Below are 21,619 nucleotides of genomic sequence, written 5' to 3'. Positions count from 1 at the left end.
GCGTGCGAACAGCCTACGACGGCTTTCCTGAGGAGACGATTCCCCGGGCAGGTGACGGGCGAGCGTGTCGGCGCGACGGACTCAGCTCGTGCGGGCGAGCAGGAACGCGTTCAGCGCTGCGGTGCGCTCGGCGTCCACGGTGAACGGCGTTCCGTCGAGGTCGGTGACCGGAGCGGCCTGGCGCACGCTCGAGACGAGCCACAGCTCGTCGGCCGTCGCCAGCTCTGCGGCCGGGATGCGCTCGTAGACCGTGTCGAAGCCCTGCTCCTCGAAGAACGCGAACACGCTGGCCTGGGTGGTCCCCGCCAGGATGCCCTGGTCGGTCTGCGGCGTGCGAACCGTGTTCCCGTTGCGCACGATCACGTTCGAGGTCGGGCCCTCCAGAGCGAAACCGTCGGTGCTGACGAAGATCACATCGTCGGCGCCGCGGCGGGCGGCCTCGCGCAAGCCAGCGCGGTTGGCCGCGTAGGAGAGCGTCTTCGCGCCCTGCAGCAGCCACGGCGAGGTCTCGGCGACGTCGTGCCGGTAGCCGCGGTCGAGGGTGACGACCCGGATGCCCTGCCGCGCGGCCGTGAAGTCCTCGGCCGTGTCCACGAACACCCAGCCGCTCGGGCGGCCCGTGCCCTCGACGCCGCGCGTGAGGATGAGCTTGGCGTACAGCTCGCGCGCGTCGCCGCCGTTGCTGCGGTGGGTCTCGATGCCGGCCAGCACGGCGCGGCGCCAGACGTCGAGGTCGGGCTCGGCGAGGTCGAGCAGCATCGCGGAGTGGGCGAGACGCTGCAGGTGAGGGTCGAGCGCCTGCGGGTGGCCGTCGACGACGCTGATCGTCTCGAAGACGCCGTCTCCACGGGTCAGGCCGAGGTCCATCAGCCGCACCTGCGGGGCATCCGCGTCGACCGCCTCGAAACCGGATCCGGTGTCGCCCTCGGCGGCGGAGCCGGGAGCGGAGGTCGGACGGGTGATGGTCAGCAGCGTCGCACGAGTCATACCCCTATTGTGACTCCCGGATGCGGAACGCGTCGTCGCCGTCGGGTGGGAGTTCCGCGACGGTGACTCCCGTCACCTCGGAACCGGGAGGTCCCTGCCGGAGCCAGGCGAGCATCCGATCGACCGGTTCCTGTTCGCCCTCGATCTCCACCTCCACCGAGCCGTCCGCGCGGTTGCGAGCGAAACCCGTGACGCCGAGCCGGTGCGCCTCCTCCCGCGCGCTCCAGCGGAAGCCGACGCCCTGCACCATCCCCGTGACGATCGCGTGCCTTCTGATCATGGCTCCATTGTGCTCTTCACGACCGGCCGGGTTGGGCGCCGATGCGGGCGGTGCGTTTGAATGGGGCAGTGACCTCGCCCCTCGTGAACGCCCTCCGCTCCGACCTGCAGGCCGCCGGCTTCACCGTGAGCGCGCTCGACGCGCTGTGGGGGAGCGCCGGTGCCGAAGCCCTGCACCGCGCCCACCGCATCCCCGCGCTCCGTGCGCTCGCCGCCCATCGCGCGCGGAGCGGGACGTCGGCATTGGCCACGCTCGCCGAGCTCTTCGTGCTCGGGCGCGCCGTCCCCGCCGACGCGCTGGCCGAGGCGCTGCCCTCGCTGACGGCACGCGGCGCCGAGCAGCTCGAGCTGGTGCGCCTGACCGCTGGGAACGCCGAGCCCGCCGTCGACCTGCGCCCGTACAGCTTCGTCGATGAGCGCGGCGCCGCCGAATGGTGGATCGTCTCCGACCTCGGCGAGCTCGCGCTCGGCCACGCCCTGCCGGTCGACCATGTGCTCGGCGTCGGGGGCGCCTCGCTCACCCTGAGCGGGCTGATGCTGCAGCGCCCGGTCGAGCGTGCCCTCGACCTCGGCACCGGATGCGGGATCCAGGCCATGCACGCGTCGCGCCATGCCCGCCGGGTGGTCGCCACCGACATCTCGCAGCGCGCGCTCGACCTGGCGGCGCTCAACGCCGAGCTGAACGGGATCGACTCGATCGAGTTCCGGCTCGGCAGCCTGTTCGAACCCGTCGCGGGCGAGACGTTCGGCCACATCGTGTCCAACCCGCCGTTCGTGATCACGCCGCGCGGCGACGGCGTTCCGGAGTACGAGTACCGGGACGGCGGGCTGGTGGGCGACGCGTTGGTCGAGACCGTCATCCGCACGGCGGCCGAGCACCTCGAGCCGGGTGGGGTGGCGCAACTGCTGGCGAACTGGGAGTACCGGGGCGCAGGGGACGGCCTCGACCGCGTGTCCGGCTGGCTGGACGCCTCCGCGGTCGGCGTCGATGCCTGGGTGATCGAGCGTGACGTCGAGGATGCCGCGCAGTACGCGGAGACCTGGATCCGCGACGGCGGCACCCGGCCGGGAACCGGCGAGTTCGATCGTCTCTACGATGCGTGGCTCGACGATTTCAGCGCTCGTGACGTGGAGGCGGTCGGGTTCGGCTACGTGCTGCTGCGACGGCCGCTCTCCGGCGCGCCGACGCTGCGCCGTCTCGAGCGGCTGCACGGCTCGCTCGGCGCCAACGAGGCCGGGCTGGGGGTCGCGCTCGGCGCTGCCCTCGGCGCCCACGACCTGCAGGCGGCGCTCGACGACCGCGCGCTCTCGGCCGCCCGTCTCGTGGTGGCGGGCGACGTCACCGAGGAGCGGCACTCCTGGCCCGGCGACGAGGCGCCGACGGCGATGCTGCTGCGGCAGGGCGGCGGGTTCGGGCGCGCAGTACAGGGCGACACCGCTCTGATCGCACTGGTCGGCGCGAGCGATGGCGAGCTGACGGTCGGCGCGATCATCGGCGCCATCGCCCAGCTGCTGGAGGTCGACGAAGCCGCGCTCTCCGCCGAACTGCTGCCGGTCGTGCGGGCCCTGATGGTCGACGGCTTCCTCAGCCTCGCTGAGGACGAGGAGCGTCCCGCCGCACCGTGACGAGCTCGACGTCGCCGAGCGCGCCGTCGGCGATCACCGCCGTCAGGTAGGTGCACTCCAGCTGCCTCCTGCGGTCGGTGGGGGAGCGGGGGTTGAGCAGCCGGAGTCCGTTCGCGGCCGTCGTGTCCCAGGGGATGTGGCTGTGACCGAACACGAGAACGTCGGCGTCGGGGAACTTCAGCGCGCACCGCTGCTCGCGGCCGGCGGCCGGTCCGGTCTCGTGGACGACGGCCAGCCGCACCCCGCCGAGTTCGACGTCGGCGACCTCGGGCAGGCGTGCGCGCAGGTCGCTCCCGTCGTTGTTCCCGTAGACGCCGACCACGCGCTTCGCGCGGGCCTCCAGCAGGTCGAGCGTCGCCAGATCCACCCAATCGCCCGCGTGCACCACGACATCGGCCGCAGCCACCGCGCGCCAGACCTGGGCCGGGAGCTCCCTCGCGCGCTTCGGCACGTGCGTGTCGGACACGATGAGGAGGCGGATCGTTCCGGTGTCGCTCATCCCACCAGCGTACGAGTCGCGGTGACCGCAGCGATGATGGCAAACGGTTCGCAAATGCGCCGGCGAGGATTAGCGTCGAAGTATGGAACTGCGAACCCTCGGAAACAGCGGGACGATCGTCTCGGAATACGCACTCGGCACCATGACCTTCGGCGCGGAAGCCGACGAGAAGACCTCCCACACCATCATCGACACCTATCTCGACGCGGGCGGCACGTTCATCGACACCGCCGACGTGTACAGCAGCGGAGGATCCGAGACGATCATCGGCCGCTGGCTCGCCGACAACCCCGGCCGCCGCGACGACGTCGTCATCGCCACCAAGGGGCGCTTCCCGATGGGGGACGGCCCCAACGATCTCGGCCTCTCGCGCACCCATCTGCGCCGCGCCCTCGATGCGTCGCTCTCCCGGCTCGGTGTCGAGCACATCGACCTGTACCAGATGCACGCCTGGGATGCCCTCACCCCGATCGAGGAGACCCTGCGCTTCCTCGACGACGCCGTGACCAGCGGCAAGATCTCGTACTACGGCTTCTCGAACTACCTCGGCTGGCAGCTCACCAAGGCGGTGCAGGTGGCCGTGGCGCACGGCTGGGCGCCGCCGGTCACGCTCCAGCCGCAGTACAACCTCCTCGTGCGCGGGATCGAGCACGAGGTCGTGCCAGCAGCGCTCGACGCCCGCATCGGCCTGCTGCCCTGGTCTCCGCTCGCCGGCGGCTGGCTGAGCGGCAAGTACACCCGCGACCAGGCGCCGACCGGCGCAACCCGCCTCGGGGAGAATCCGAAGCGCGGCATGGAGGCCTGGGAGAAGCGCAACGCCGACCCGCGCGTCTGGGAGATCATCGACGCCGTCGGCGAGATCGCGACCGAGATCGGAGCATCGCCGTCGCAGGTGGCGCTCGCCTGGCTCGCCGACAGGCCGGCGGTGACGTCGGTCATCTTGGGCGCCCGCACCATCGACCAGCTCACCGACAACCTCGGAGCAGCGGACGTCTCCCTCAGCGATGAGCAGGTCGACCGGCTCACCGAGGCGAGCCGGCCGGACGCCGACGACTACCCCTACGGGGAGCCCGGCGTTCAGCAGCGGCACCGCAAGGCCGAGGGCGGCCGGTGAGCGAACAGCCCCTCCGGCCGGTGACGGGCGGGTGACCGGCCGCCGACAGCTGGCCCTGACGCTCCTGGTCGCCGGCACGTTCTTCATGGAGAACCTCGACGGCACCATCCTCGCGACGGCGGCGCCGACGATCGGCCGTGCCTACGGCATCGACTCCGCCGCCGTCGGCCTGGCGATCACCGCCTACCTGGTCACGCTCGCGGTGCTCATCCCGATCTCCGGATGGCTGACCCAGCGGCTCGGGGCGCGCACGGTCTTCGCGGGCGCGATCGCCGTGTTCACGATCGCCTCCGTGCTGTGCGCCGCCAGCAGCGACCTGGCCCAATTGACGGCGATGCGCATCCTGCAGGGCGCAGGCGGAGCGATGATGGTGCCGGTCGGACGGCTCGCCGTGCTGCGGGTCACCGAGAAGAAGGATCTGGTGCGCGCGATCGCGTGGCTCACCTGGCCGGCGCTCGCCGCACCCGTCGTCGCCCCGCTGGTCGGCGGTCTGCTCGTCACGTACGCGAGCTGGCAGTGGATCTTCCTGCTCAACATCCCGCTGGGCGTCGTCGCGTTCGTCGCCGCCCTCCGGCTGACCCCGGTCGAGCCGGAGACCTCGCGCGCGCCACTGGACGTGCTCGGCTTCGTGCTCACGTTCACCGGTGTCGGCGGCATCGTCGTGTTCGGCGCGCTGCTCGCCGACCCGTCGGCACCCATCGCGGCGACGATCGTCTCGGGTGCAGCGGGTGCGCTGCTCACGGCCGCGGCGCTCTGGCACCTGGGCCGGGCCGCGCATCCGCTGCTCGACCTCCGGGCGTTCCGGATCGAGACGTTCCGCGTGACCCACGCGGGCGGGTCCCTGTTCCGTCTCACGATCTCCGCCGTGCCGTTCCTGCTGCCGTTGTTCTTCCAGGACGCGCTGGGCTGGTCGCCCGTGCAGGCGGGCGCCGTCGTGCTCACCCTGTTCGTCGGCAACCTGATGATCAAGCCGGCGACGACGCCGATGCTGCGACGCTGGGGCTTCCGAACGGTACTGATCGTCTCCACCGCGGGAGCGGTCCTCAGCATGATCGCCGCGGCGTTCATCGCGCCGCTGACCCCGATCGCGGCGATCGTGGTGCTGCTCGTCCTCAGTGGAATGACCCGTTCGACCGGCTTCACCGCGTACAACACGATCGCCTTCGCCGACGTCCCCCGCGACGAGATGACCGGTGCGAACACGCTGGCGTCGACCGTTCAGCAGATCGCCGCCGGTCTCGGCGTCGCTGTCGGCGCCGTCGCCCTGCGCTTCGGCGGTCCGCTGGCGCAGCTCCTCGGGCTCGGCGGCCCGGCGGGAGCGTACCGGGTGGCCTTCGTGCTGATCGGGCTCATCACGGTCGGCTCGGTGGTCGAGGCCGTCCGCCTGTCGCCCGGTGCCGGCGAGAACATCCGCCCGGTGCCCGTCGCCCGACGCGTCTGAGGTGCTGTCCGAGCGCAAATAGGGCATCTTCCCGATGTCCCCGCCCCTCCTTAGAGAACAGGCTGAGGGTACCGAAAAGGGCAGGGCAGGGGAGAGAACGATGCTGTTGGCAGGGGAATTCATCACACACCGGATCGACACGCGCGAGACCGCGGAGCGGGAACGGGAGCGCGAGCTGCTGCGGACGATCCGCTCGGAGCGCGACGCTCGGCGGAACGCGCGGAACGCAGCTCGGCGGGCCGAACGGCGCACCCCGGCGGTCGCTCCGGCGGTCGCGGCGGCAGCGCCCGCGACCGCCCGGCCGGCGGCACCGGCGAGCTCCGCGAACGCGGTGCGGGAGCTGGAGCCGGCCGGTCGGTGAGCGCCGTTTCGCCCGTGGCGAAGCCGGTCGTCGTCGAGGGTCATGATGTCGGTGGTCCGTGGCACGATGATGCCATGCGATCACCGGCGTCGAGCGCTTCGATGATCGGACGGGAGTCCGATCTCGCTGCGCTGCGCGACGAGCTGCAGGTCGTGACCGATGGGGAGCCGCGTGCCGTCGTCATCGGCGGCGAGGCCGGCATCGGCAAAACGCGGCTGCTCGACGAGTTCCGAGCAGAAGCCGCCGATTCCGCGCTCGTCCTGACGGGCAAGAGCGTCGACCTGGGCACCGACGGGGCGCCGTACGCACCGTTCACCGGCATCCTCCGCCAGCTGGTCGACGCCATCGGGATCGACGCCGTGCTCGAGGCCGCCGGGCCCGGTTCCGGGGTGCTGTCCGTGCTCCTCCCCGAGCTGAGCGCGGTCGAGGGCGTCCCGCCGCGCACCGGCGTCGAGCGGCTCTACGAGCTGATCACGGTGCTGTTCGAGAACGTGTCGTCCGCTCGGCCGGTCGTCGTGATCGTCGAAGACATCCACTGGGCCGACACCGCGACGCTCGAACTCGTGCGCTTCGTGATCCGGATGATCGCCAGCGGGCAGCTCCTGCTGCTGCTCAGCTACCGCAGCGACGAGGTGCTCCGCGGGCATCCCCTGCGTTCGTATCTGCCGGAGCTCGATCGCACCCGGCGCGTCACCCGGTGGGAGCTGCGCCGGCTCGACCGCGCCCAGGTCGCCGAGCAGGCCGAGTTCATCCTCGGGTGCGTGCCCGACTCCGAGACCGTCGACCGGGTGTACCAGTTGAGCGAGGGCGTCCCGTTCTTCGTCGAGGAGCTCGTCGGGATCGACCACCTCGGCACGGGTGAAGACCTGCCGGAGACCCTGCGCGAGCTGCTGCTCGCGCGCTACGAACGGCTGAGCGAGCCGACCCAGCGCGTGCTGCGGCTCATCTCCGCCGGAGGCATCTGTGTCGACCACGAGCTGCTCGAGGCGGTCTTCGAGGGATCGCCCGACGATCTCGACGCCGCCGCCCGCGAAGCCGTCGTCGCCAACGTGCTGAGCACCGACACGACCGAGTACACCTTCCGGCACGCGCTGGTGCGCGAGGCGATCCACGCCGATCTGCTGCCGGGAGAGCGCACGCGCTTCCACACCCGCTACGCGCAGGCGCTCGAACACGGCAACGGGCGCGACCGCTCCGCCAGTCAGGTGAGCTACCACTGGATGGCCGCCCACGATCTGCGGCGTGCGTTCATCGCCACGCTCGAGGCCATGGAGGAGGCACGACTGTCGTACGCCTACCGCACCGCCGCGGCGATGGGCGACCGCGTGCTCGAGCTCTGGGATCAGGTCGACGACGCGGAGCAGCTCGCCGGGCGTCCGCGCGTCGAGGTGCTGTCGCGCACGGCCTCCGCGCTCCGGAACGCCGGGGACAGCGAGCGGGCGCTCGCGCTGGTGAACGCGGCCCTCGCCGACCCGGATGCGCTTGCGCCCGGCACCAGGGCGCGGCTGCTGCGCGACAAGGCCCAGTACCTCGCCAACATCAGCCGGCCGGGTTCCGTCGAGGCGCTGCGCGAGGCGCTCGACATCGCGCCGGTCGACCCGGACGACCGGCTGCGGCCGCAGCTGCTCGCGGAGACCGCCGGCCGGCTCATGATCGAGGCGCGGTTCTTCGAGGCGGCCGCGATGGCCACCTCCGCGATCGACGAGGCCGGGGACGATGCCGGCGCGCGCAAGTCGATCGCGCACACGATCCGCGGCATCGCGCTCATCGACGGCGGAGAGATCGAACAGGGCCTCGCCGATCTGGAGTCCGCCCGTCGGCTCGCCGGATCCGACACCGGGCCGCTCCTGCGGTACTCGGTGAACGCCTCCGACGCCATGTATCTGCTGGGCCGGTACGACGACGCCGTCGAGATCGCCACGGCCGGCGCACGCCTCGCGCGCGACCGCGGGGTCGAGCGGACGTCGGGTGTGATGCTCTCGTCGAACACCGTCGAGCCGTTGCTCGCCCTCGGCGAGCTCGACCGCGCCGAGTCGGTGCTCGAGCCCGCGCTCGCCCTCGACCCTCCGCCCGGATTCCGAGTGCATCTGCAGCGCATGAAGCTCTGGCTCACCCTGTGGCGCGGGGATGCGTCGCGCGCGGATGAACTCGTGCGTCGCTGGCGCCCCGGGATGCTCGTGCAGAGCGAGATCGAGATGCAGTCGCGCCTGGGCTTCGCCCGGCTGACCGCCGAGGTCGCCGTCGCGCGCGGGGACTCCCGTCGCGCGTGGGCCGACGCACGCATCATCACGACCGACGCGTGGCGCTCCGTTCCGTCGTACGATCTGCCGCTGCTCGCCGTGGGCGCCCGTGCGCTCGCCGGTATCGCCGCCGAGCAGGGGATGCGCGGCCCTGCCGACGCCGAGGAGCCGACGATCGACGTCGCCGCCGAGGCCGAGGCGCTGGAGCAGATCCTCGGCACCCTCGGTGGCTGGCCGACGGCCGTCGCCTGGGGGCCGGTCGTCCGTGCCGAGCTGGCCGAGGTTCAGGCGGCGCTCCCGACCGATCCGGCGCATCCGGTGCCGTCGACCGTCGGTGCCTGGGAGGAGGCGGTCGAGGCCGTGTCGACGTCCATCGCCCCCGTGCATCTGCTCCCGTACGCGCGACTGCGGCTCGCCGAGTCGTACGCCGCGCACGGCGATCGCGTCGCCGCCGTCGATGCGGCCTCGGCGGCGCGCGACCGGGCGGACGAGCTCGGCCTCGGACTGATCGTGCGCGCCGTCGACGACCTGCGCGAGCGCGCCGTCCTGACACGTCACAGCGGCGCGCGCACCGCGGACACGGCGCTCACCGAGCGCGAGGCGCAGGTGCTCGCGCTCATCGAACAAGGGCTGAGCAACAAGCAGATCGGCGAGCGGCTCTACATCAGCGCGAAGACCGCCAGCGTGCACGTCTCGAGCATCCTCAAGAAGGTGGGCGCCACCTCGCGCACCGAGGCGGTGTACCGGGCGGCTCGCGTCGCGCGCTGATCTGTGGGTGGATGCCCGCTCAGCCGTCGACGGTCATGGCGCAGGCGATGCACAGCTCGGCGGTGGGCCGCGCGCGCAGGCGTTCGACGCCGATCATGCGATCGCAGCGCATGCAGCGGCCGTAGGTCCCCTCCTCGATCCGCGCGAGCGCCGCATCCACCGCCACGATGTCGTCAGCGGTCTCACCGCGCAGCGCCTGCAGCCTGCTCCACTCGTACGACAGCGTCGGACCCTCCGGATCGTGCTCGTCGTCCGCCGATTCCCCTCGGGCGGACAGCACGACCCCCAGCGATTCGGCCAGGTGCTCCGCCTCGCCGAGGTCCTTCGCCCGGCGATCCTGCAGCAGCGCGGCCAGTTCGTCCAGCTCGGCCGTCGCGAGTCCCTCGTCGTCCACCATGTCTTCCCTCAGCATCATCGCCCCCTGCTGCCGGCTCCGCGGCCGGCCCCGATGCCGGCCGGTGCGCCCGACGTCACCGTGGTGACGAGGGTACGCCCCGCCGGCACGAAATCCTGCACCCACGCCTCGCGTAGGCTCGAACGGTGCCATCGTTCCGAGTGACCGTCGCCATCGGAGCGCTGCGACCCGGCGTGCGTCCGGACGCCGTGCTCCCGGCCGCCGCCGACGCCGCGGCCGACCTGACCGTCGTCGAGGCGTCCAGCGTCGACGTCGTGCGCAGGGAGGCGCGGCTCACCGTCCGCTACACCGCCGACACCGTCGACGAGGCGATCGCTGTCGCCGAGCACACAGTGGAGCGTGTCGGCTCGCTCGCTCAGACCGGCGCCTGGGCCGTCACCGAACGCGTGGGCGGCCGCTGGTTCCGGCGCGCCTGAGACTGCGGCCCGCCTGAGCATCCGGCCTGCCGTGTCAGTGGACCGGCAGGGACGCCTCGATCAGGCCGACGATCTCCGGCGCGTCCGGCTCGACCGTCGGACGGAAGCGGTGGACGACGCCATCGGGCGTGATCACGAACTTCTCGAAGTTCCACTTGACCTTGCCGGCCTTGCCCGCGGCATCCGGGGTCTTCGTGAGCTCGGTGTAGAGCGGATGGGCCGACTTGCCGTTGACCTTCACCTTGTCCATCATCGGGAACGTGACGCCCCACGTGGTGGAGCAGTATTCCTTGATCGCGTCGGTCGAGCCGAGCTCCTGCAGGAACTGGTTGCTCGGGAAGCCGATCACGGTGAAACCGCGGTCGCCGTACGTCTCCTGCAGCTTCTCGAGCTTCTCGTACTGGGGAGCGAGACCGCACCGCGAGGCGACATTGACGATCAGGATGACCTTGCCGTCGTAGGCGGCCAGTGAGGTGGGGGCGCCGTCGATCGTCGTGAGGGGGATGTCCGTGAGGTTCATAGTGCGAGCATAAGCACGCTCAGCGCGACGGTCACCAATTAATTGCATTCATGCAGGGTTGTTTCAGACAGCAGCGCGGCGTCAGGCAGGGAGGGTCGCCAGCGGTGCGTGAGGATCGGCCGCCCACTCATTCAGCGAGCCGTCGTAGACCGCCACATCGGTGCGTCCGAGCAGCGCGAGCGCGAGCGCGTCGGAGGCCGCCGCGATGCCGCCGGCACAGTACGCGACGATGCGATCGTCGGAGGCCAGAACCTCTGCGAACGTCGTGCGCAGTACCGACGGGGGAAGGAACGCGTTCGTCTCGCGGTCGACCAGCCGGATGGCGGGTGCGCTGACGCTCCCCGGGATGTGACCGAGGCGGGGGCGCTGCCCGGCTTCTCCGGTGAACTCCGCCGGCGGGACGGCGCAGAGCAGCGTCGCGCGTTCCGAGCCGTCGACGATCGCGGCCACGACGTCCTTCTCCACCCACGACTCCGGGCGCTCGGACGCGACGAACGTCGCGCCGGCCCTGGGCTCGACGTGGCCGCGCTCCGTCGGGCGCTCCTCGGCGTGCCACTTCGTGAAGCCGCCGTCGAGCACCGCGACGCGGTCGAACCCGAACGCCCGGAACAGCCACCACACGCGGGCCGCCCAGGTGCCGACCGCCGCGTCGTAGACGACCACGGTCGTGTCGTTGTCGATTCCGGCCGCCGCTGCGGCAGCCTCGAAGGCCGCCGCATCCGGGCGGGTGAAGGGATACGCTCCCGACGGATCGCTGAACACGTCCAGCAGGTCGGCGAACACCGCGCCCGGGATGTGCCCCTGCACGAGGAACCGGTCGAGGCCGCTGAGGTAGCCGGTGCGGCCGTCGGCACGCGTGGTCGGCACGACCGTCGCGTCGAGCACCACGAGACCGTCGGAGCCGAGGTGGTCGGCGAGCCACTGCGTCGAGACGAGGGGCCGGTCGATGTCCGGGCCGACGACCGGCGTCTCGGGGCCGGTGACGGTCAGGGTGTCGGATGCGCTGCTCACGCGACCACGCTAACCAGCGGTCGTGTGCGCGCCTACGAGTGCCGCAACAGGGCGTAACCGCGCGCGACACACGCCGTAATGCCGGTCAGCACTCGATGACGTTGACCGCGAGACCGCCCTCGCTCGTCTCCTTGTACTTCGTCGACATGTCGAGGCCGGTCTGGCGCATCGTCTCGATCACCGTGTCGAGCGACACGAGGTGCGAGCCGTCGCCGTGGAGCGCGAGCCTGGCAGCCGACACCGCGGTCGACGACGCGATCGCGTTGCGCTCGATGCACGGGATCTGCACGAGGCCGCCCACCGGATCGCAGGTCAGCCCGAGGTGGTGCTCCATCGCGATCTCCGCGGCGTTCTCGACCTGCTGCGGCGTTCCGCCGAGCACCGCGCAGAGCGCGCCGGCCGCCATGGCGCACGCCGAGCCGACCTCCGCCTGGCAGCCGCCCTCCGCACCCGAGATCGACGCGTTCGCCTTGAACAGCGAGCCGATCGCCGTCGCGGTCAGCAGATACTGCCGGATGCCCTCGATCGACGCCCCGGGCACGAACCGCAGGAAGTAATGGGCCACCGCCGGCACGATGCCGGCCGCCCCGTTGGTCGGCGCCGTCACGACGCGTCCGCCCGAAGCGTTCTCCTCGTTGACGGCCAGCGCGAAGGCGTGCAGCCACTCGATGGACGTATCGCGCCCCGGCTGCTGCTCGGCCGCCTCGAGGTGTTCGCGCATCGCCGCGGCACGGCGCTTCACCCCGAGCCCGCCCGGCAGCGTCCCGTCGCCGGCCAGGCCGTTCGCGACGCATTCGGCCATCGCCGACCAGATCAGGTCGAGGCGCTCACGCGTCGCCTCCGCGCCGTGGATCGCGGCCTCGTTGCGCCGGGCGACCTCGCAGATCGGGATGTCGAGCTCGGCGCACAGCCGCAGCAGTTGCTCCGACGAGTCGTAGGGGAGAGGATGCTCGGCTCGGGCCGCGAGATCCGCCTCTTCGCCGTCGCGCCGGATGAAGCCGCCGCCGATCGAATAGTAGGTCTCCTCGCGGAGGGGGAGCACCGCCGTTGAGCCGTCCGGCGCTGTGCCCCACGCGCTGAGAGTGAGTGCGTTCGGATGCCCGGGCAGGCGGGTGCGCGGCTCGAACGCGATGTCGTCCCTGGCGATCGGTACCGGATGCCGGCCGGCGAGCATCAGCGTCGCGTCGTCGCCGAGCGCCGACCATGCTCCCCGGACGTCGTCGGGGCGGCAGGTCTCCGCCGCGAGTCCCGAGAGCCCCGCGATGATCGCGTCGGGCGTTCCGTGGCCGATCCCCGTCGATCCGAGGGAGCCGTAGAGCGTGCAGGTGACGTGGGTGACGCGGTCGAGCATCCCGTCGTCTGCGAGGCGGTCGGCGAACGCCTTGGCCGCCCGCAAGGGTCCGACGGTGTGCGAACTCGACGGGCCGATGCCGATCGAAAAGAGGTCGAAGGCCGAGACGTACGCTGTCACGTCCTCCAGCTTACGTCGCCCGTCGTGCACGATTCCTGCGTCTGGCTGCGCATTCGCGCACGGATCCGGTGCAGAGACCTCTCCGCACGGCAGCGCGCGGAAACTGTGAGTTAAGCAACTTCGGTTGACAAATGGAAATAAGCAACTTAGGTTGCCTACATGGTTCCCACATCACCGCCGCCGCTCGGCGGGGCCGCAGACGGCCTCGCGTCCGTCGTCGCCCTGCGCGAGCTCGCCGACCGTCTCGAAGACGCCGAGGTCGAGCGCGCACTGCGCGACGGCTGGTCCTGGCCGCAGATCGCCGAGGCTCTCGGCGTCACGCGGCAGGCCGTCCACAAGAAGCACCTCCGGCGCGTCGCAGGCGCCGGCATCGAACTGAGGAGACGCAATGGCTGAGAACACCCGCACCGGCGGCATCGAGGGCCGCGACGACCCCCGGCTGTCCCGCGCCCTGCGCGGCGTCGTCATCGAGGCGGTCGCCGAGGCTCAGCGCCGCGGCGCACCGACCGTCGAAGCCGAGCACCTGCTGCTCGCGCTGTCCCTCGAGGTCGCCGGCCCGGCCGCTCACGCGCTGGCCGCAGCCGGCCTCGACCACACCGGCATCGAGCGCGCGCTCCGTGCCGAACGGGAGGCCGGACTCGCGGCCGCCGGCGTCGCACCGATCCCGGATGAGCGCCTGCGCGCCGCTCCCCGCCTCCAACGTCCGCGCTGGGGCGCCTCCGCACGAGAGGCCCTGGTGAGCGCCCACCGGCTGTCCGCGCGCACGCGCCGGCCGGGTCCGGGCGGCCGCGCAGGCCATGGCGCCGGTCTCGGTTCCGGCACGGCCGACGTCGATCTGCTCAAGGCATTGCTGGCGATCGAGCTCGGCACCGTGCCGCGTGCCCTCGCCCTCGCCGGCATCGACCGCCAGGCCATCCTCTCCGCCGCGGCCTGATCCCGCGCATCCTGCCCGACTGCTCGTCGGCGCGTTTGCGCCGCTCGCCGCTCGTAAGCACACGTAAGCCGGGTGTAAGCGCCGTGTAAGCGCCGTGCAAGCACCGTGCAAGCACGGTGTAAGCGGCGCCCTGCACCATGAATCCCATCATCACTTCATCAGGAAGGACCACCATGACCTCCAGCTCAGAATGGGCGGTCGAAGCCCACGGGCTCGTCAAGGTCTTCGGCGACAACCGCGCGGTCGACGGCGTCGACCTCAGCGTCCGCGCCGGAACCGTCTACGGCGTGCTCGGCCCCAACGGCGCCGGCAAGACCACCACCATCTCCATGCTCGCCACCCTGCTGCGCCCGGACGGCGGCACGGCCACCATCTTCGGCCACGACATCCGTAAAGAGCAGCAGGTCGTGCGACAGCTCATCGGCGTCACCGCGCAGTTCGCATCGGTCGACGAGCGCCTCTCGGCCACCGAGAACCTCGTGATCTTCTCCCGGCTGCTCGGCCTCGGCCGTGCGGAGGCCAAGCGCAAGTCGGCCGAGCTGCTCGAGGAGTTCGGCCTGACCGAGGCGGCGAGCCGCCCGATCGCGAAGTTCTCCGGCGGCATGCGCCGCCGTCTCGACCTCGCTGCGAGCCTCATCGCGCAGCCGCCCCTCATCTTCCTCGACGAGCCGACCACGGGCCTCGACCCGCGCACGCGCGCCCAGATGTGGGACACCATCCGTCGGCTGGTCTCCACCGGTTCGACGGTGCTGCTCACGACGCAGTATCTCGACGAGGCCGACCAGCTCGCCGACCGCATCGCCGTCATCGACAGCGGGCGCGTCGTCGCCGAGGGCACCGCCGACGAGCTCAAGGCCTCCGTCGGCGACTCCTCGCTGCAGCTGCGGCTGGCCGACCCCTCCGACATGGAGGACGCCCGCCGGGCCGTCGCCGCCGTGCTCGGGGTCGAGGCCATCGTGTCGCCCGAGGGCTCGCGGATCACCGCGCCCATGCGCAACCCGGATGCCGTCACCGACCTGTTCGTGACCTTCCGCGAGGCCGGCATCCACCTCACCGAGATGTCGGTGCAGAAGCCCACCCTCGACGAGGTCTTCCTCACTCTCACCGGCCACGGCGTCGAAGACGAGAAGTCCGGCGCCGAGACGGCCGACGACGCAGACGCCGACAACGCAGAAAGGATCGACGCATGACCGCCCTCAGCGTGATCACCCCGCCCTCCGAGCGGAAACTCAAGAACCACGTCAGCCTCACGCAGTCCATCGCGAACTCGCTGACCATGGCCTACCGCGGCCTGCTGAAGATCAAGCGCACTCCCGAGCAGCTGTTCGACGTGACCCTGCAGCCGATCATCTTCACGGTGATGTTCGCCTACCTCTTCGGCGGTGCCGTGGCCGGTGGCGTGCAGAACTATCTGCCCAGCCTCATCCCGGGCATCCTCGTGCAGACCGTGATCACGACGTCGGTCGTCACCGGTGTGCAGTTGCGCGAAGACATGGACAAGGGTGTGTTCGATCGCTTCAAGTCGCTGCCGATCGCCCGCATCGCGCCGCTCGCCGGCGCGCTGCTCGCCGACACCATCCGCTACGCGATCGCGACGACGATCACCTTCGCAGTGGGCTTCGTCATGGGCTACCACCCCGCCGCCGGACTCGGATTCGTCATCGTCGCCGGGCTTCTGGTGATCGTGTCATCGTGGGCGATCAGCTGGATCTTCGCCTTCTTCGGCGTCATCGCCCGAACGGCGAGTTCGGTGCAGGGCATCTCGTTCATGGTGCTCTTCCCGCTGACCTTCCTCTCCAACGCCTACGTTCCGGTCGACTCGCTCCCCGGATGGCTGCAGTGGTTCGTCAACATCAACCCGGTCTCGCACCTGGTCACCGCCGTGCGCGAGCTCGCCAACAACGGCGTCTGGGGCGCTGACGCGTGGTACGCCCTGCTCGGGGCGGCCGTCATCGTGGCGATCTTCGCGCCGCTCACCGTGCGCGCCTACATGCGCAAGGCGTAGCCCGCCAGCCGCATCCCACGCGCCCGCATCCCACCCACCCGGAACCGCACCTCGCACGCTGGAGCCAGGAAGGACCTCTCATGAGCATCGTCGTCGGAGACATCGCCGCCATGGTCAAGGAGCCCTCCGGTCGCCCCAGCGAACGGGCCGTGCGGTTCTGGGCGTGGGACGCGGCGGTCGGCTGGACCTTCTTCGCCGCACTCCAACTGCTCTGGATGCTGCTGGCCGACGCCTGGACGCAGCCGCTCCACCTCGCCGGGCTGGCGCTCACGGTCGTCGCCGCCGTCGTGCACGTCGCCGTGATGCCGCGCTGGCGCTACCGCGTGCATCGCTGGGAGATCACGGACGACGCGATCTTCGTGCGCTCCGGCTGGTTCACCCAGGAGACTCGCGTCGCCCCGATCGCCCGGCTGCAGACCGTGGACTCGCGGCGCGGCTTCCTCATGCGGCTGATGGGGCTCACGTCGGTGACGATCACCACCGCGTCGTCGGCGGGAGCGCTGACCATCCACGCGCTCGACGACGACGTGGCCAGGGAGGTCGTCGCCGTGCTGGCCGAGGTCGCGCAGCACAGCGAGGGGGATGCGACGTGAGCGACCTCGACCCGGCGCCCGACCCCTCGCCTGCCCCCGACACCGCGTCCGACACCGCGCCCGACGCCGAGCCCGACCCTTCGACCGAGCCGTGGCGCCGCCTCAACGGGCGCATGCTGCTCGTGCACCCGCTGCGCGAGCTCATCCGGTACCTGCCGGTGCTGCTCATCGCCCTCGTCGCGGGCGCCGCCGGTGGCGAGCCCTGGTGGGCGTACGTCCTCTCCGGCCTCGGCGTCGTGTTCGGCGTGCTCCGCTTCCTCACCACCACCTACCGCATCACTCCCACCCACGTGCAGGTGCGGCGCGGGGTGCTGAACCGCCGCGTCCTCTCGGCGCCGAGGGACCGCATCCGCAGCGTGGATGTTGACTCGACCCTGCTGCACCGCATCTTCGGCCTCGCCGTCGTGAAGGTCGGCACCGGCGCCTCGCACGGGCAGGACGAGCTCGAGCTCAACGCGGTCGCCGTGCGCGACGTCCCGGCGCTGCGCGACGAGCTGCTGCGGCTCACCGCCCGCGCGGATGCAGCCGGCCTCGAGGGTCCCGAAGCCCCCGTCGCCGAGCAGCCCGCCAACCTCAGCCGCTGGCGCCCCGGATGGGTCCGCTACGCCCCGCTCACCCTCAGCGGCGTCGCGTCGATCGTCGCCGTCGCCTTCGCCGCGCTGCAGCTCAACTTCTTCGAGGGCGGCATCCTCACCCGGCTTCCCGTCGTCGAGCAGGGCATCGGCTGGGTGACGCGCCTCCCGCTGCTGACCGTCGCCCTCTGGGCCGCAGCAGGGCTCGTCGTCATCGCCTCGGTCGTGGCCATGGTGCGCTACGCGCTCGCCTACCACCGGTTCTCCATCCACCGGTCCGGCCCGGACACCCTGCACATCGGGCACGGGCTGATCCGCGCCCGCCAGATCACCCTCGACGAGACCCGGCTGCGTGGCGTGCAGGTCTCCGAGCCGCTGTCGCTCCGGGTGGCCGGCGCCGCGTCGGCGCACGCGATCATGACCGGACTCGGCCGGCAGCGCGGCGGGGTCGCGCTGCTCGCGCCTCCCGGGCCGCGCGAGGAGGCTGTGCGGATCGCCGCCGAGGTGCTCCACACCCGCGCTCCGCTCGAGGTCCCGCTGGTTGGGCACGGCCCGCGTGCGCACCGGCGCCGCTACACGCGGGCCGCGTCGTTCGCGGGCGTGCTCGTCGCGCTGGCCCTGGTTGCGCAGCTGCTCGGCTTCGTCGGACCGTACGTGTGGTGGGCGTTCCTCGTGATCGTGCCCGCCTCGGCCCTGCTCGCCGCGGACCGGTGGCGCGGGCTCGGGCACGCGCTGCTCCCCGGCTGGCTGATCGCGCAGAGTGGCTCCCTCAACCGCCGCCGGGCCGTGCTCGCCACCGAGGGGATCATCGGCTGGACCATTCGGCGCAGCTTCTTCCAGCGCCGCGCCGGGCTGGCGACCCTGATCGCCACCACGGCCGCCGGACGCCACAAGGTGGTCATCCCGGATCTGCCCGACGGTCAGGTCTGGCCGATCATCGAGGCGATCAGTCTTCGTCACGAGGTGCTGTCGGCAGGTCAGTACCTCGCGCGGTACGCCGCGACGGTCTAGCGGTACCCGCCGCGCTCAGAAGCGCAGGTCGCGCAGCACCGCCAGCCCGCGGACCACGGCCGCGTTGCGGTCGAGCGCCTGCGCCTCGGCGATGGCCGCGTCGACCGCGGCGTCCCCGACCGCGTTCCGGATGACGGCGCCCAGCCTGGCGCGGTTGAGACTCGGCATGTCCTGCCGCGAGTTCGCGCGGTCGGCCAGGGCGAACAGCTCGACGCCGCGACGCGTCCACTCCTCGTCGCGCCCGGCGGCGGTGTGCGGGTCGAGCATCCAGAACGCCGCTCCCAGCAGCCCGGCGCCGACCACCGGCTTGTCGATGTAGACCGGCCGCAGCCGGTACGAGACGAGGATGCGCGTGCGCAGTTCGCGCGCGAGCCGGTCCGTACCGTCCCGATCGAGTTCGTGACCGTCGGCGTGCGCCCGGAGCCGGGACGCGAGCTGCGCCGCCCCCAGGATCGTCATCCACGGGTTCGTGGTGACGTTGCCCTTCCCATACACCCCGACGGCCTGGTCGTAGTAGCGGAGCCCCTCGTCGATGTCACCCTCGGCCAGGGCGATCTCTGCCAGCCCGGCATAGCCGATCCCGTAGTAGTCGACGTAGTCGAACCCGGTCGGATCGTCCTCCCGGCCGAGGTACGTCTCCAGGAGCCGCCGCCCGCGGGCGAGGTCGCCCGCCGAGATCGCGTTGATCGCGATGATCCAGTCGAGTTGGCGCAGATCGCCGTCCGCCTGCAGCTGGCTCAGGCCCGCCTGCGAGCGCTCCGCCCAGCGCAAAGCCTCTTCTGGATGGGCGAGCTGGCTGTGCAGCTGAGCGAGCGCCTGGGCGGCCGAGGCGATGGCCCACGTGTCCTGCGCGATCGTCGCCTTCTCGTCGGCCTCCGCCGCGATCGCGAGCGACTCGTCGAGGTCGCCCGAGTTCTCCCCGAGCTGGGCGAGCATCAGCCCGCCCATCGCCGCGAGCGCCGGGTCCGGCGAGCGCCGGAACTCCTCGAGCAGAGCCAGCGCCTCGTCGAGGTGCGAGGCGAGTTGCACGAGCTGGGTGATGGCGTTGAGGCGTGCATCGGCCAGCGGTGCCTCGCGCGTGATCTTCTTGAGCCGGGAGATCGCCCGCACCGCCGTGCGCAGGTCCAGGTAGAGGAAGGTGCCTCCGATGATCGCGTAGCTCGCGGCCGCATCGTCGCGTTCGACGCCGGACGGCACCCATCCGGTGAGCGCCTCGACGACCACCGAGCCGAAGGACAGCACCTCGCTGTGGGCGCTGCGCAGCGACCAGTAGTAGGCGAGCGCGGAGAAGGTCGCCGCGATGTCGGCGCCGCGCCGCTCGTCGATGGCCAGCCGCAGGATGGTCACCAGGTTGTCCTGCTCGGCGTTGATCAGGTTGAAGTTGCGCACCTGGGCCGCCCCGTGCATGGCGCCGAGTGTCCGCCGCGAGAAGGCCGTCGCCCAGCCGTACATCGCCTCGCGCACGAGGGAGAGCTCGTCGGCCTGGCGCAGTTCGAGTTCGCCGAACTCGCGCACGGTCTCCAGCATCCGGTAGCGCAGGATGCCCGTCGCGCTGGCCTCCGCGACCGCGACGAGGGACTGGTTGACGAGCGCTTCGAGGTCGTCGAGCACGGTGTCGGCGCGATCGCCAGCGACCGCCTCGGCCGCCTCCGCGCTGAACCCGTCGGGGAACAGGGCGAGCCGGCGCAGCAGGGCCCGCTCGGAGTCTCCCAGCAGATTCCAGCTCCAGTCGATCACGGCCAGCAGGGTGCGGTGCCGCTCGGGCGCGTTGCGCTCGCCGCCGGTGAGGAGCGCGAAGCGGTTCCCCAGCCGCCGCTCGATCTCGTCCACCGACATCGCGCGGGTGCGGGCCGCCGCCAGCTCGATCGCCAGCGGCAGACCGTCGAGGCGGTCGCAGAGTCGCGCGACGATGTCGGGCGGCAGCACGACGCCGGGGCGCGCGGCCCTTGCCCGTTCCATGAAGAGATCGACCGCGGGGCCGCCGGCCAGGTCGCCGTCGGTGCTGGCGAGCGAGTCGAGCGGATAGACGCGCTCGGCACCGATCGCCAGCGGTGCGCGGCTCGTGGCCAGCACCCGCACCGTGGTCGTCGACTCCAGGATGTCCGCCACCCAGGCCGCCGCCGCATCCACGATGTGCTCGCAGTTGTCGACGATGAGCAAGGTCTCGCGCTCCGCCAGGAGGCCCAGGATGCGCGAGCGCAGGTCGAGCTGCGAGCCGGGGTCGCTCGCCCGGAGCGAGCGCGCCTCGCGGATGCCCAGAGTGGAAGCGAAGGCGAGGGCGATGTCGTCGCCGGAGCGCACGCTGGCCAGTTCGACGAACACCACGGCGGGCGTGTGCACCGCGCGGTTGCCGATCTCCTGGGCGAGCCGCGTCTTGCCGAGGCCGCCCGCTCCGAGGATGGTGGTCAGGGGCGACGTCGCGACCAGGTCTTCGAGGGCGTCGACATCGTATTCGCGCCCGATCAGGGCGTTCGGAGCGGTCCGGAGCCCGAGCCTGACCCGCGCGGGTGCCGGCAGAGGGCGCTCCTCGTCGGTGAGGAGGTGCGCATTGAACGCCACCAGTTCGGCGCCCGGCCGGGTGCCCAGCTGATCGATCAGCGCCGCCTTCAACTCGGCGAACACCGCGACGGCGTCGTTCCGGCGGCCGGCAGCGTCGAGCGCGCGCAGCCGTTCGAGCTGCACCTGCTCGTCGAGCGGAGCGGCGGCGATCAACGGTTCGAGGTCGCGAAGCGCTGCGACCGGGTCTCCGAGCAGGCGGCGCGACCGGGCGCGGAGGAGGTGCAGTTCGTCGCGGAGCCCCGCGGCCGCGCGGCCGAGCTCGTCGGCGAGGGGTGTCGATCCGAGTTCGCCGCCCGGCTCGCCGCGCCAGAGGGCGAGGGCGTGGCCCGCCTCGTCGAGCGCCGTCGCCGGGTCGCCGGCCGCATCCGCCCGACGAGCGCGCTCCAGGTGGGCGCGTGCGATACCGAGGTCCGTGTGCTCCGGGGCCACGCCGAGGGCGTAACCGCTCGCGGTCGATTCCAGGAGCCCGTCGGCGCTCGCCGTACGCACCCGCGAGACGAGGGTCTGCAGGGCCGCGCGCTCCTGCCGCGGCGGCGCGTCGTTCCAGAGGTCCTCCACCAGCGATGTCACCGACAAGGAGCCGCGCGCGAGCACCAGCGCGACGATCAGGCTCTTCCCCAGCGCTCCCGCGGGCTCGACGAGCTCGCCCGAGCGGTTCTCGACCAGCACGGGGCCGAGCACGGCGACTCGAGGGGAGGGAGGGGAGGCCATTCGCCGATTTTAGCCAGCCCGGGCGACACCCGCCTGCGCGCGCGTAGGCTCGGGGCTGATCCGTTGTCGGCCGGCGGCCGGCGACC

At 71.8% G+C, this 21,619-nt stretch carries 19 protein-coding genes; 11 read left to right on the top strand and 8 right to left on the bottom strand.

Annotated features, from left to right (window positions below):
* Positions 1 to 81: 81 nt before the first annotated feature.
* Together PKE84_RS01000 and PKE84_RS00995 are read right to left on the bottom strand one after the other, a co-directional pair.
* A complete protein-coding gene (locus PKE84_RS01000; protein WP_271175332.1) occupies positions 82 to 987 on the bottom strand; it encodes an aminodeoxychorismate lyase in 906 nt (301 codons plus the stop codon).
* A 4-nt stretch (positions 988 to 991) separates the two neighbouring features.
* Complete coding sequence (locus PKE84_RS00995; RefSeq protein ID WP_271175331.1) at positions 992 to 1,267, bottom strand: acylphosphatase; 276 nt, start codon at positions 1,265 to 1,267, stop codon at positions 992 to 994.
* A 41-nt stretch (positions 1,268 to 1,308) separates the two neighbouring features.
* Here PKE84_RS00995 and PKE84_RS00990 point away from each other — a divergent pair, with 41 nt between their 5' ends.
* Positions 1,309 to 2,892: a DUF7059 domain-containing protein gene (locus tag PKE84_RS00990; protein WP_271175330.1), complete on the top strand. Its 1,584-nt coding sequence runs from the start codon at positions 1,309 to 1,311 to the stop codon at positions 2,890 to 2,892.
* Here PKE84_RS00990 and PKE84_RS00985 read toward each other — a convergent pair.
* Positions 2,852 to 3,391 (bottom strand): metallophosphoesterase family protein, encoded by a 540-nt coding sequence (locus PKE84_RS00985; protein WP_271175329.1) that lies wholly within the window; start codon positions 3,389 to 3,391, stop codon positions 2,852 to 2,854. The two genes, PKE84_RS00990 and PKE84_RS00985, sit on opposite strands and share 41 nt — an antisense overlap.
* A gap of 82 nt (positions 3,392 to 3,473) precedes the next feature.
* On the opposite strand from PKE84_RS00985, the gene PKE84_RS00980 reads away from it, so the two are divergent.
* The 3 genes from PKE84_RS00980 (at position 3,474) to PKE84_RS00970 (ending at position 9,315) form a co-directional block, all read left to right on the top strand.
* Positions 3,474 to 4,505: an aldo/keto reductase gene (locus PKE84_RS00980; protein WP_271175328.1), complete on the top strand. Its 1,032-nt coding sequence runs from the start codon at positions 3,474 to 3,476 to the stop codon at positions 4,503 to 4,505.
* A 31-nt stretch (positions 4,506 to 4,536) separates the two neighbouring features.
* The gene (locus PKE84_RS00975) at positions 4,537 to 5,946 is read left to right on the top strand and encodes an MFS transporter (protein WP_271175327.1); all 1,410 of its coding nucleotides are present in this window, start codon (positions 4,537 to 4,539) and stop codon (positions 5,944 to 5,946) included.
* 435 nt (positions 5,947 to 6,381) lie between these two features.
* The gene (locus PKE84_RS00970) at positions 6,382 to 9,315 is read left to right on the top strand and encodes a helix-turn-helix transcriptional regulator (RefSeq protein WP_271175326.1); all 2,934 of its coding nucleotides are present in this window, start codon (positions 6,382 to 6,384) and stop codon (positions 9,313 to 9,315) included.
* A gap of 19 nt (positions 9,316 to 9,334) precedes the next feature.
* On the opposite strand, the gene PKE84_RS00965 is transcribed toward PKE84_RS00970, so the two are convergent.
* Positions 9,335 to 9,730, bottom strand: coding sequence for a TraR/DksA family transcriptional regulator (locus PKE84_RS00965; RefSeq protein ID WP_271175325.1), 396 nt, complete (start codon positions 9,728 to 9,730; stop codon positions 9,335 to 9,337).
* Between the two features lie 125 nt (positions 9,731 to 9,855).
* Between PKE84_RS00965 and PKE84_RS00960 the strand changes: the two genes are divergently transcribed.
* Positions 9,856 to 10,146: a hypothetical protein gene (locus PKE84_RS00960; RefSeq protein ID WP_271175324.1), complete on the top strand. Its 291-nt coding sequence runs from the start codon at positions 9,856 to 9,858 to the stop codon at positions 10,144 to 10,146.
* Positions 10,147 to 10,180: 34 nt separating this feature from the next.
* Here the strand turns inward: PKE84_RS00960 and PKE84_RS00955 are convergent, their stop codons facing one another.
* From PKE84_RS00955 to PKE84_RS00945, 3 genes are all read right to left on the bottom strand, one after another.
* Positions 10,181 to 10,666, bottom strand: coding sequence for a glutathione peroxidase (locus tag PKE84_RS00955; protein ID WP_271175323.1), 486 nt, complete (start codon positions 10,664 to 10,666; stop codon positions 10,181 to 10,183).
* 81 nt (positions 10,667 to 10,747) lie between these two features.
* Positions 10,748 to 11,677, bottom strand: coding sequence for a sulfurtransferase (locus PKE84_RS00950; RefSeq protein WP_271175322.1), 930 nt, complete (start codon positions 11,675 to 11,677; stop codon positions 10,748 to 10,750).
* Positions 11,678 to 11,762: 85 nt separating this feature from the next.
* The gene (locus PKE84_RS00945) at positions 11,763 to 13,148 is read right to left on the bottom strand and encodes an L-serine ammonia-lyase (RefSeq protein ID WP_271175321.1); all 1,386 of its coding nucleotides are present in this window, start codon (positions 13,146 to 13,148) and stop codon (positions 11,763 to 11,765) included.
* 159 nt (positions 13,149 to 13,307) lie between these two features.
* Here PKE84_RS00945 and PKE84_RS00940 point away from each other — a divergent pair, with 159 nt between their 5' ends.
* From PKE84_RS00940 to PKE84_RS00915, 6 genes are all read left to right on the top strand, one after another.
* Positions 13,308 to 13,544, top strand: a complete 237-nt coding sequence (locus PKE84_RS00940) for a helix-turn-helix domain-containing protein (RefSeq protein WP_271175320.1) — start codon at positions 13,308 to 13,310, stop codon at positions 13,542 to 13,544.
* On the top strand, positions 13,537 to 14,082 hold the full coding sequence (locus tag PKE84_RS00935; RefSeq protein ID WP_271175319.1) for a Clp protease N-terminal domain-containing protein: 546 nt from the start codon (positions 13,537 to 13,539) through the stop codon (positions 14,080 to 14,082). Before PKE84_RS00940 ends, PKE84_RS00935 begins: the two co-directional genes overlap by 8 nt.
* A gap of 173 nt (positions 14,083 to 14,255) precedes the next feature.
* Positions 14,256 to 15,272: an ATP-binding cassette domain-containing protein gene (locus tag PKE84_RS00930; protein ID WP_271175318.1), complete on the top strand. Its 1,017-nt coding sequence runs from the start codon at positions 14,256 to 14,258 to the stop codon at positions 15,270 to 15,272.
* A complete protein-coding gene (locus PKE84_RS00925; protein ID WP_271175317.1) occupies positions 15,269 to 16,087 on the top strand; it encodes an ABC transporter permease in 819 nt (272 codons plus the stop codon). Before PKE84_RS00930 ends, PKE84_RS00925 begins: the two co-directional genes overlap by 4 nt.
* 80 nt (positions 16,088 to 16,167) lie before the next feature.
* The gene (locus PKE84_RS00920; protein WP_271175316.1) at positions 16,168 to 16,680 is read left to right on the top strand and encodes a PH domain-containing protein; all 513 of its coding nucleotides are present in this window, start codon (positions 16,168 to 16,170) and stop codon (positions 16,678 to 16,680) included.
* Positions 16,677 to 18,263, top strand: a complete 1,587-nt coding sequence (locus tag PKE84_RS00915) for a PH domain-containing protein (protein WP_271175315.1) — start codon at positions 16,677 to 16,679, stop codon at positions 18,261 to 18,263. Before PKE84_RS00920 ends, PKE84_RS00915 begins: the two co-directional genes overlap by 4 nt.
* A gap of 15 nt (positions 18,264 to 18,278) precedes the next feature.
* Here PKE84_RS00915 and PKE84_RS00910 read toward each other — a convergent pair whose 3' ends face one another.
* Positions 18,279 to 21,533 carry an ATP-binding protein gene (locus tag PKE84_RS00910; RefSeq protein ID WP_271175314.1) on the bottom strand — a complete coding sequence of 1,085 codons (3,255 nt, stop codon included), beginning with the start codon at positions 21,531 to 21,533 and terminating at the stop codon, positions 18,279 to 18,281.
* Positions 21,534 to 21,619 lie beyond the last annotated feature (86 nt).

The organism is Leifsonia poae (genome assembly GCF_027921845.1).
Classification (GTDB): domain Bacteria; phylum Actinomycetota; class Actinomycetes; order Actinomycetales; family Microbacteriaceae; genus Leifsonia; species Leifsonia poae.
This window is presented reverse-complemented; position numbering and strand designations above follow the sequence as displayed.

What these genes read in the sequence shown, in the direction of transcription:
- PKE84_RS01000 (WP_271175332.1), bottom strand. Translation starts at nt 987, where the DNA reads ATGACTCGTGCGACGCTGCTGACCATCACCCGTCCGACCTCCGCTCCC.
- PKE84_RS00995 (WP_271175331.1), bottom strand. Translation starts at nt 1,267, where the DNA reads ATGATCAGAAGGCACGCGATCGTCACGGGGATGGTGCAGGGCGTCGGC.
- PKE84_RS00990 (WP_271175330.1), top strand. Translation starts at nt 1,309, where the DNA reads ATGCGGGCGGTGCGTTTGAATGGGGCAGTGACCTCGCCCCTCGTGAAC.
- PKE84_RS00985 (WP_271175329.1), bottom strand. Translation starts at nt 3,391, where the DNA reads ATGAGCGACACCGGAACGATCCGCCTCCTCATCGTGTCCGACACGCAC.
- PKE84_RS00980 (WP_271175328.1), top strand. Translation starts at nt 3,474, where the DNA reads ATGGAACTGCGAACCCTCGGAAACAGCGGGACGATCGTCTCGGAATAC.
- PKE84_RS00970 (WP_271175326.1), top strand. Translation starts at nt 6,382, where the DNA reads ATGCGATCACCGGCGTCGAGCGCTTCGATGATCGGACGGGAGTCCGAT.
- PKE84_RS00965 (WP_271175325.1), bottom strand. Translation starts at nt 9,730, where the DNA reads ATGATGCTGAGGGAAGACATGGTGGACGACGAGGGACTCGCGACGGCC.
- PKE84_RS00955 (WP_271175323.1), bottom strand. Translation starts at nt 10,666, where the DNA reads ATGAACCTCACGGACATCCCCCTCACGACGATCGACGGCGCCCCCACC.
- PKE84_RS00940 (WP_271175320.1), top strand. Translation starts at nt 13,308, where the DNA reads ATGGTTCCCACATCACCGCCGCCGCTCGGCGGGGCCGCAGACGGCCTC.
- PKE84_RS00935 (WP_271175319.1), top strand. Translation starts at nt 13,537, where the DNA reads ATGGCTGAGAACACCCGCACCGGCGGCATCGAGGGCCGCGACGACCCC.
- PKE84_RS00930 (WP_271175318.1), top strand. Translation starts at nt 14,256, where the DNA reads ATGACCTCCAGCTCAGAATGGGCGGTCGAAGCCCACGGGCTCGTCAAG.
- PKE84_RS00925 (WP_271175317.1), top strand. Translation starts at nt 15,269, where the DNA reads ATGACCGCCCTCAGCGTGATCACCCCGCCCTCCGAGCGGAAACTCAAG.
- PKE84_RS00920 (WP_271175316.1), top strand. Translation starts at nt 16,168, where the DNA reads ATGAGCATCGTCGTCGGAGACATCGCCGCCATGGTCAAGGAGCCCTCC.
- PKE84_RS00910 (WP_271175314.1), bottom strand. Translation starts at nt 21,533, where the DNA reads ATGGCCTCCCCTCCCTCCCCTCGAGTCGCCGTGCTCGGCCCCGTGCTG.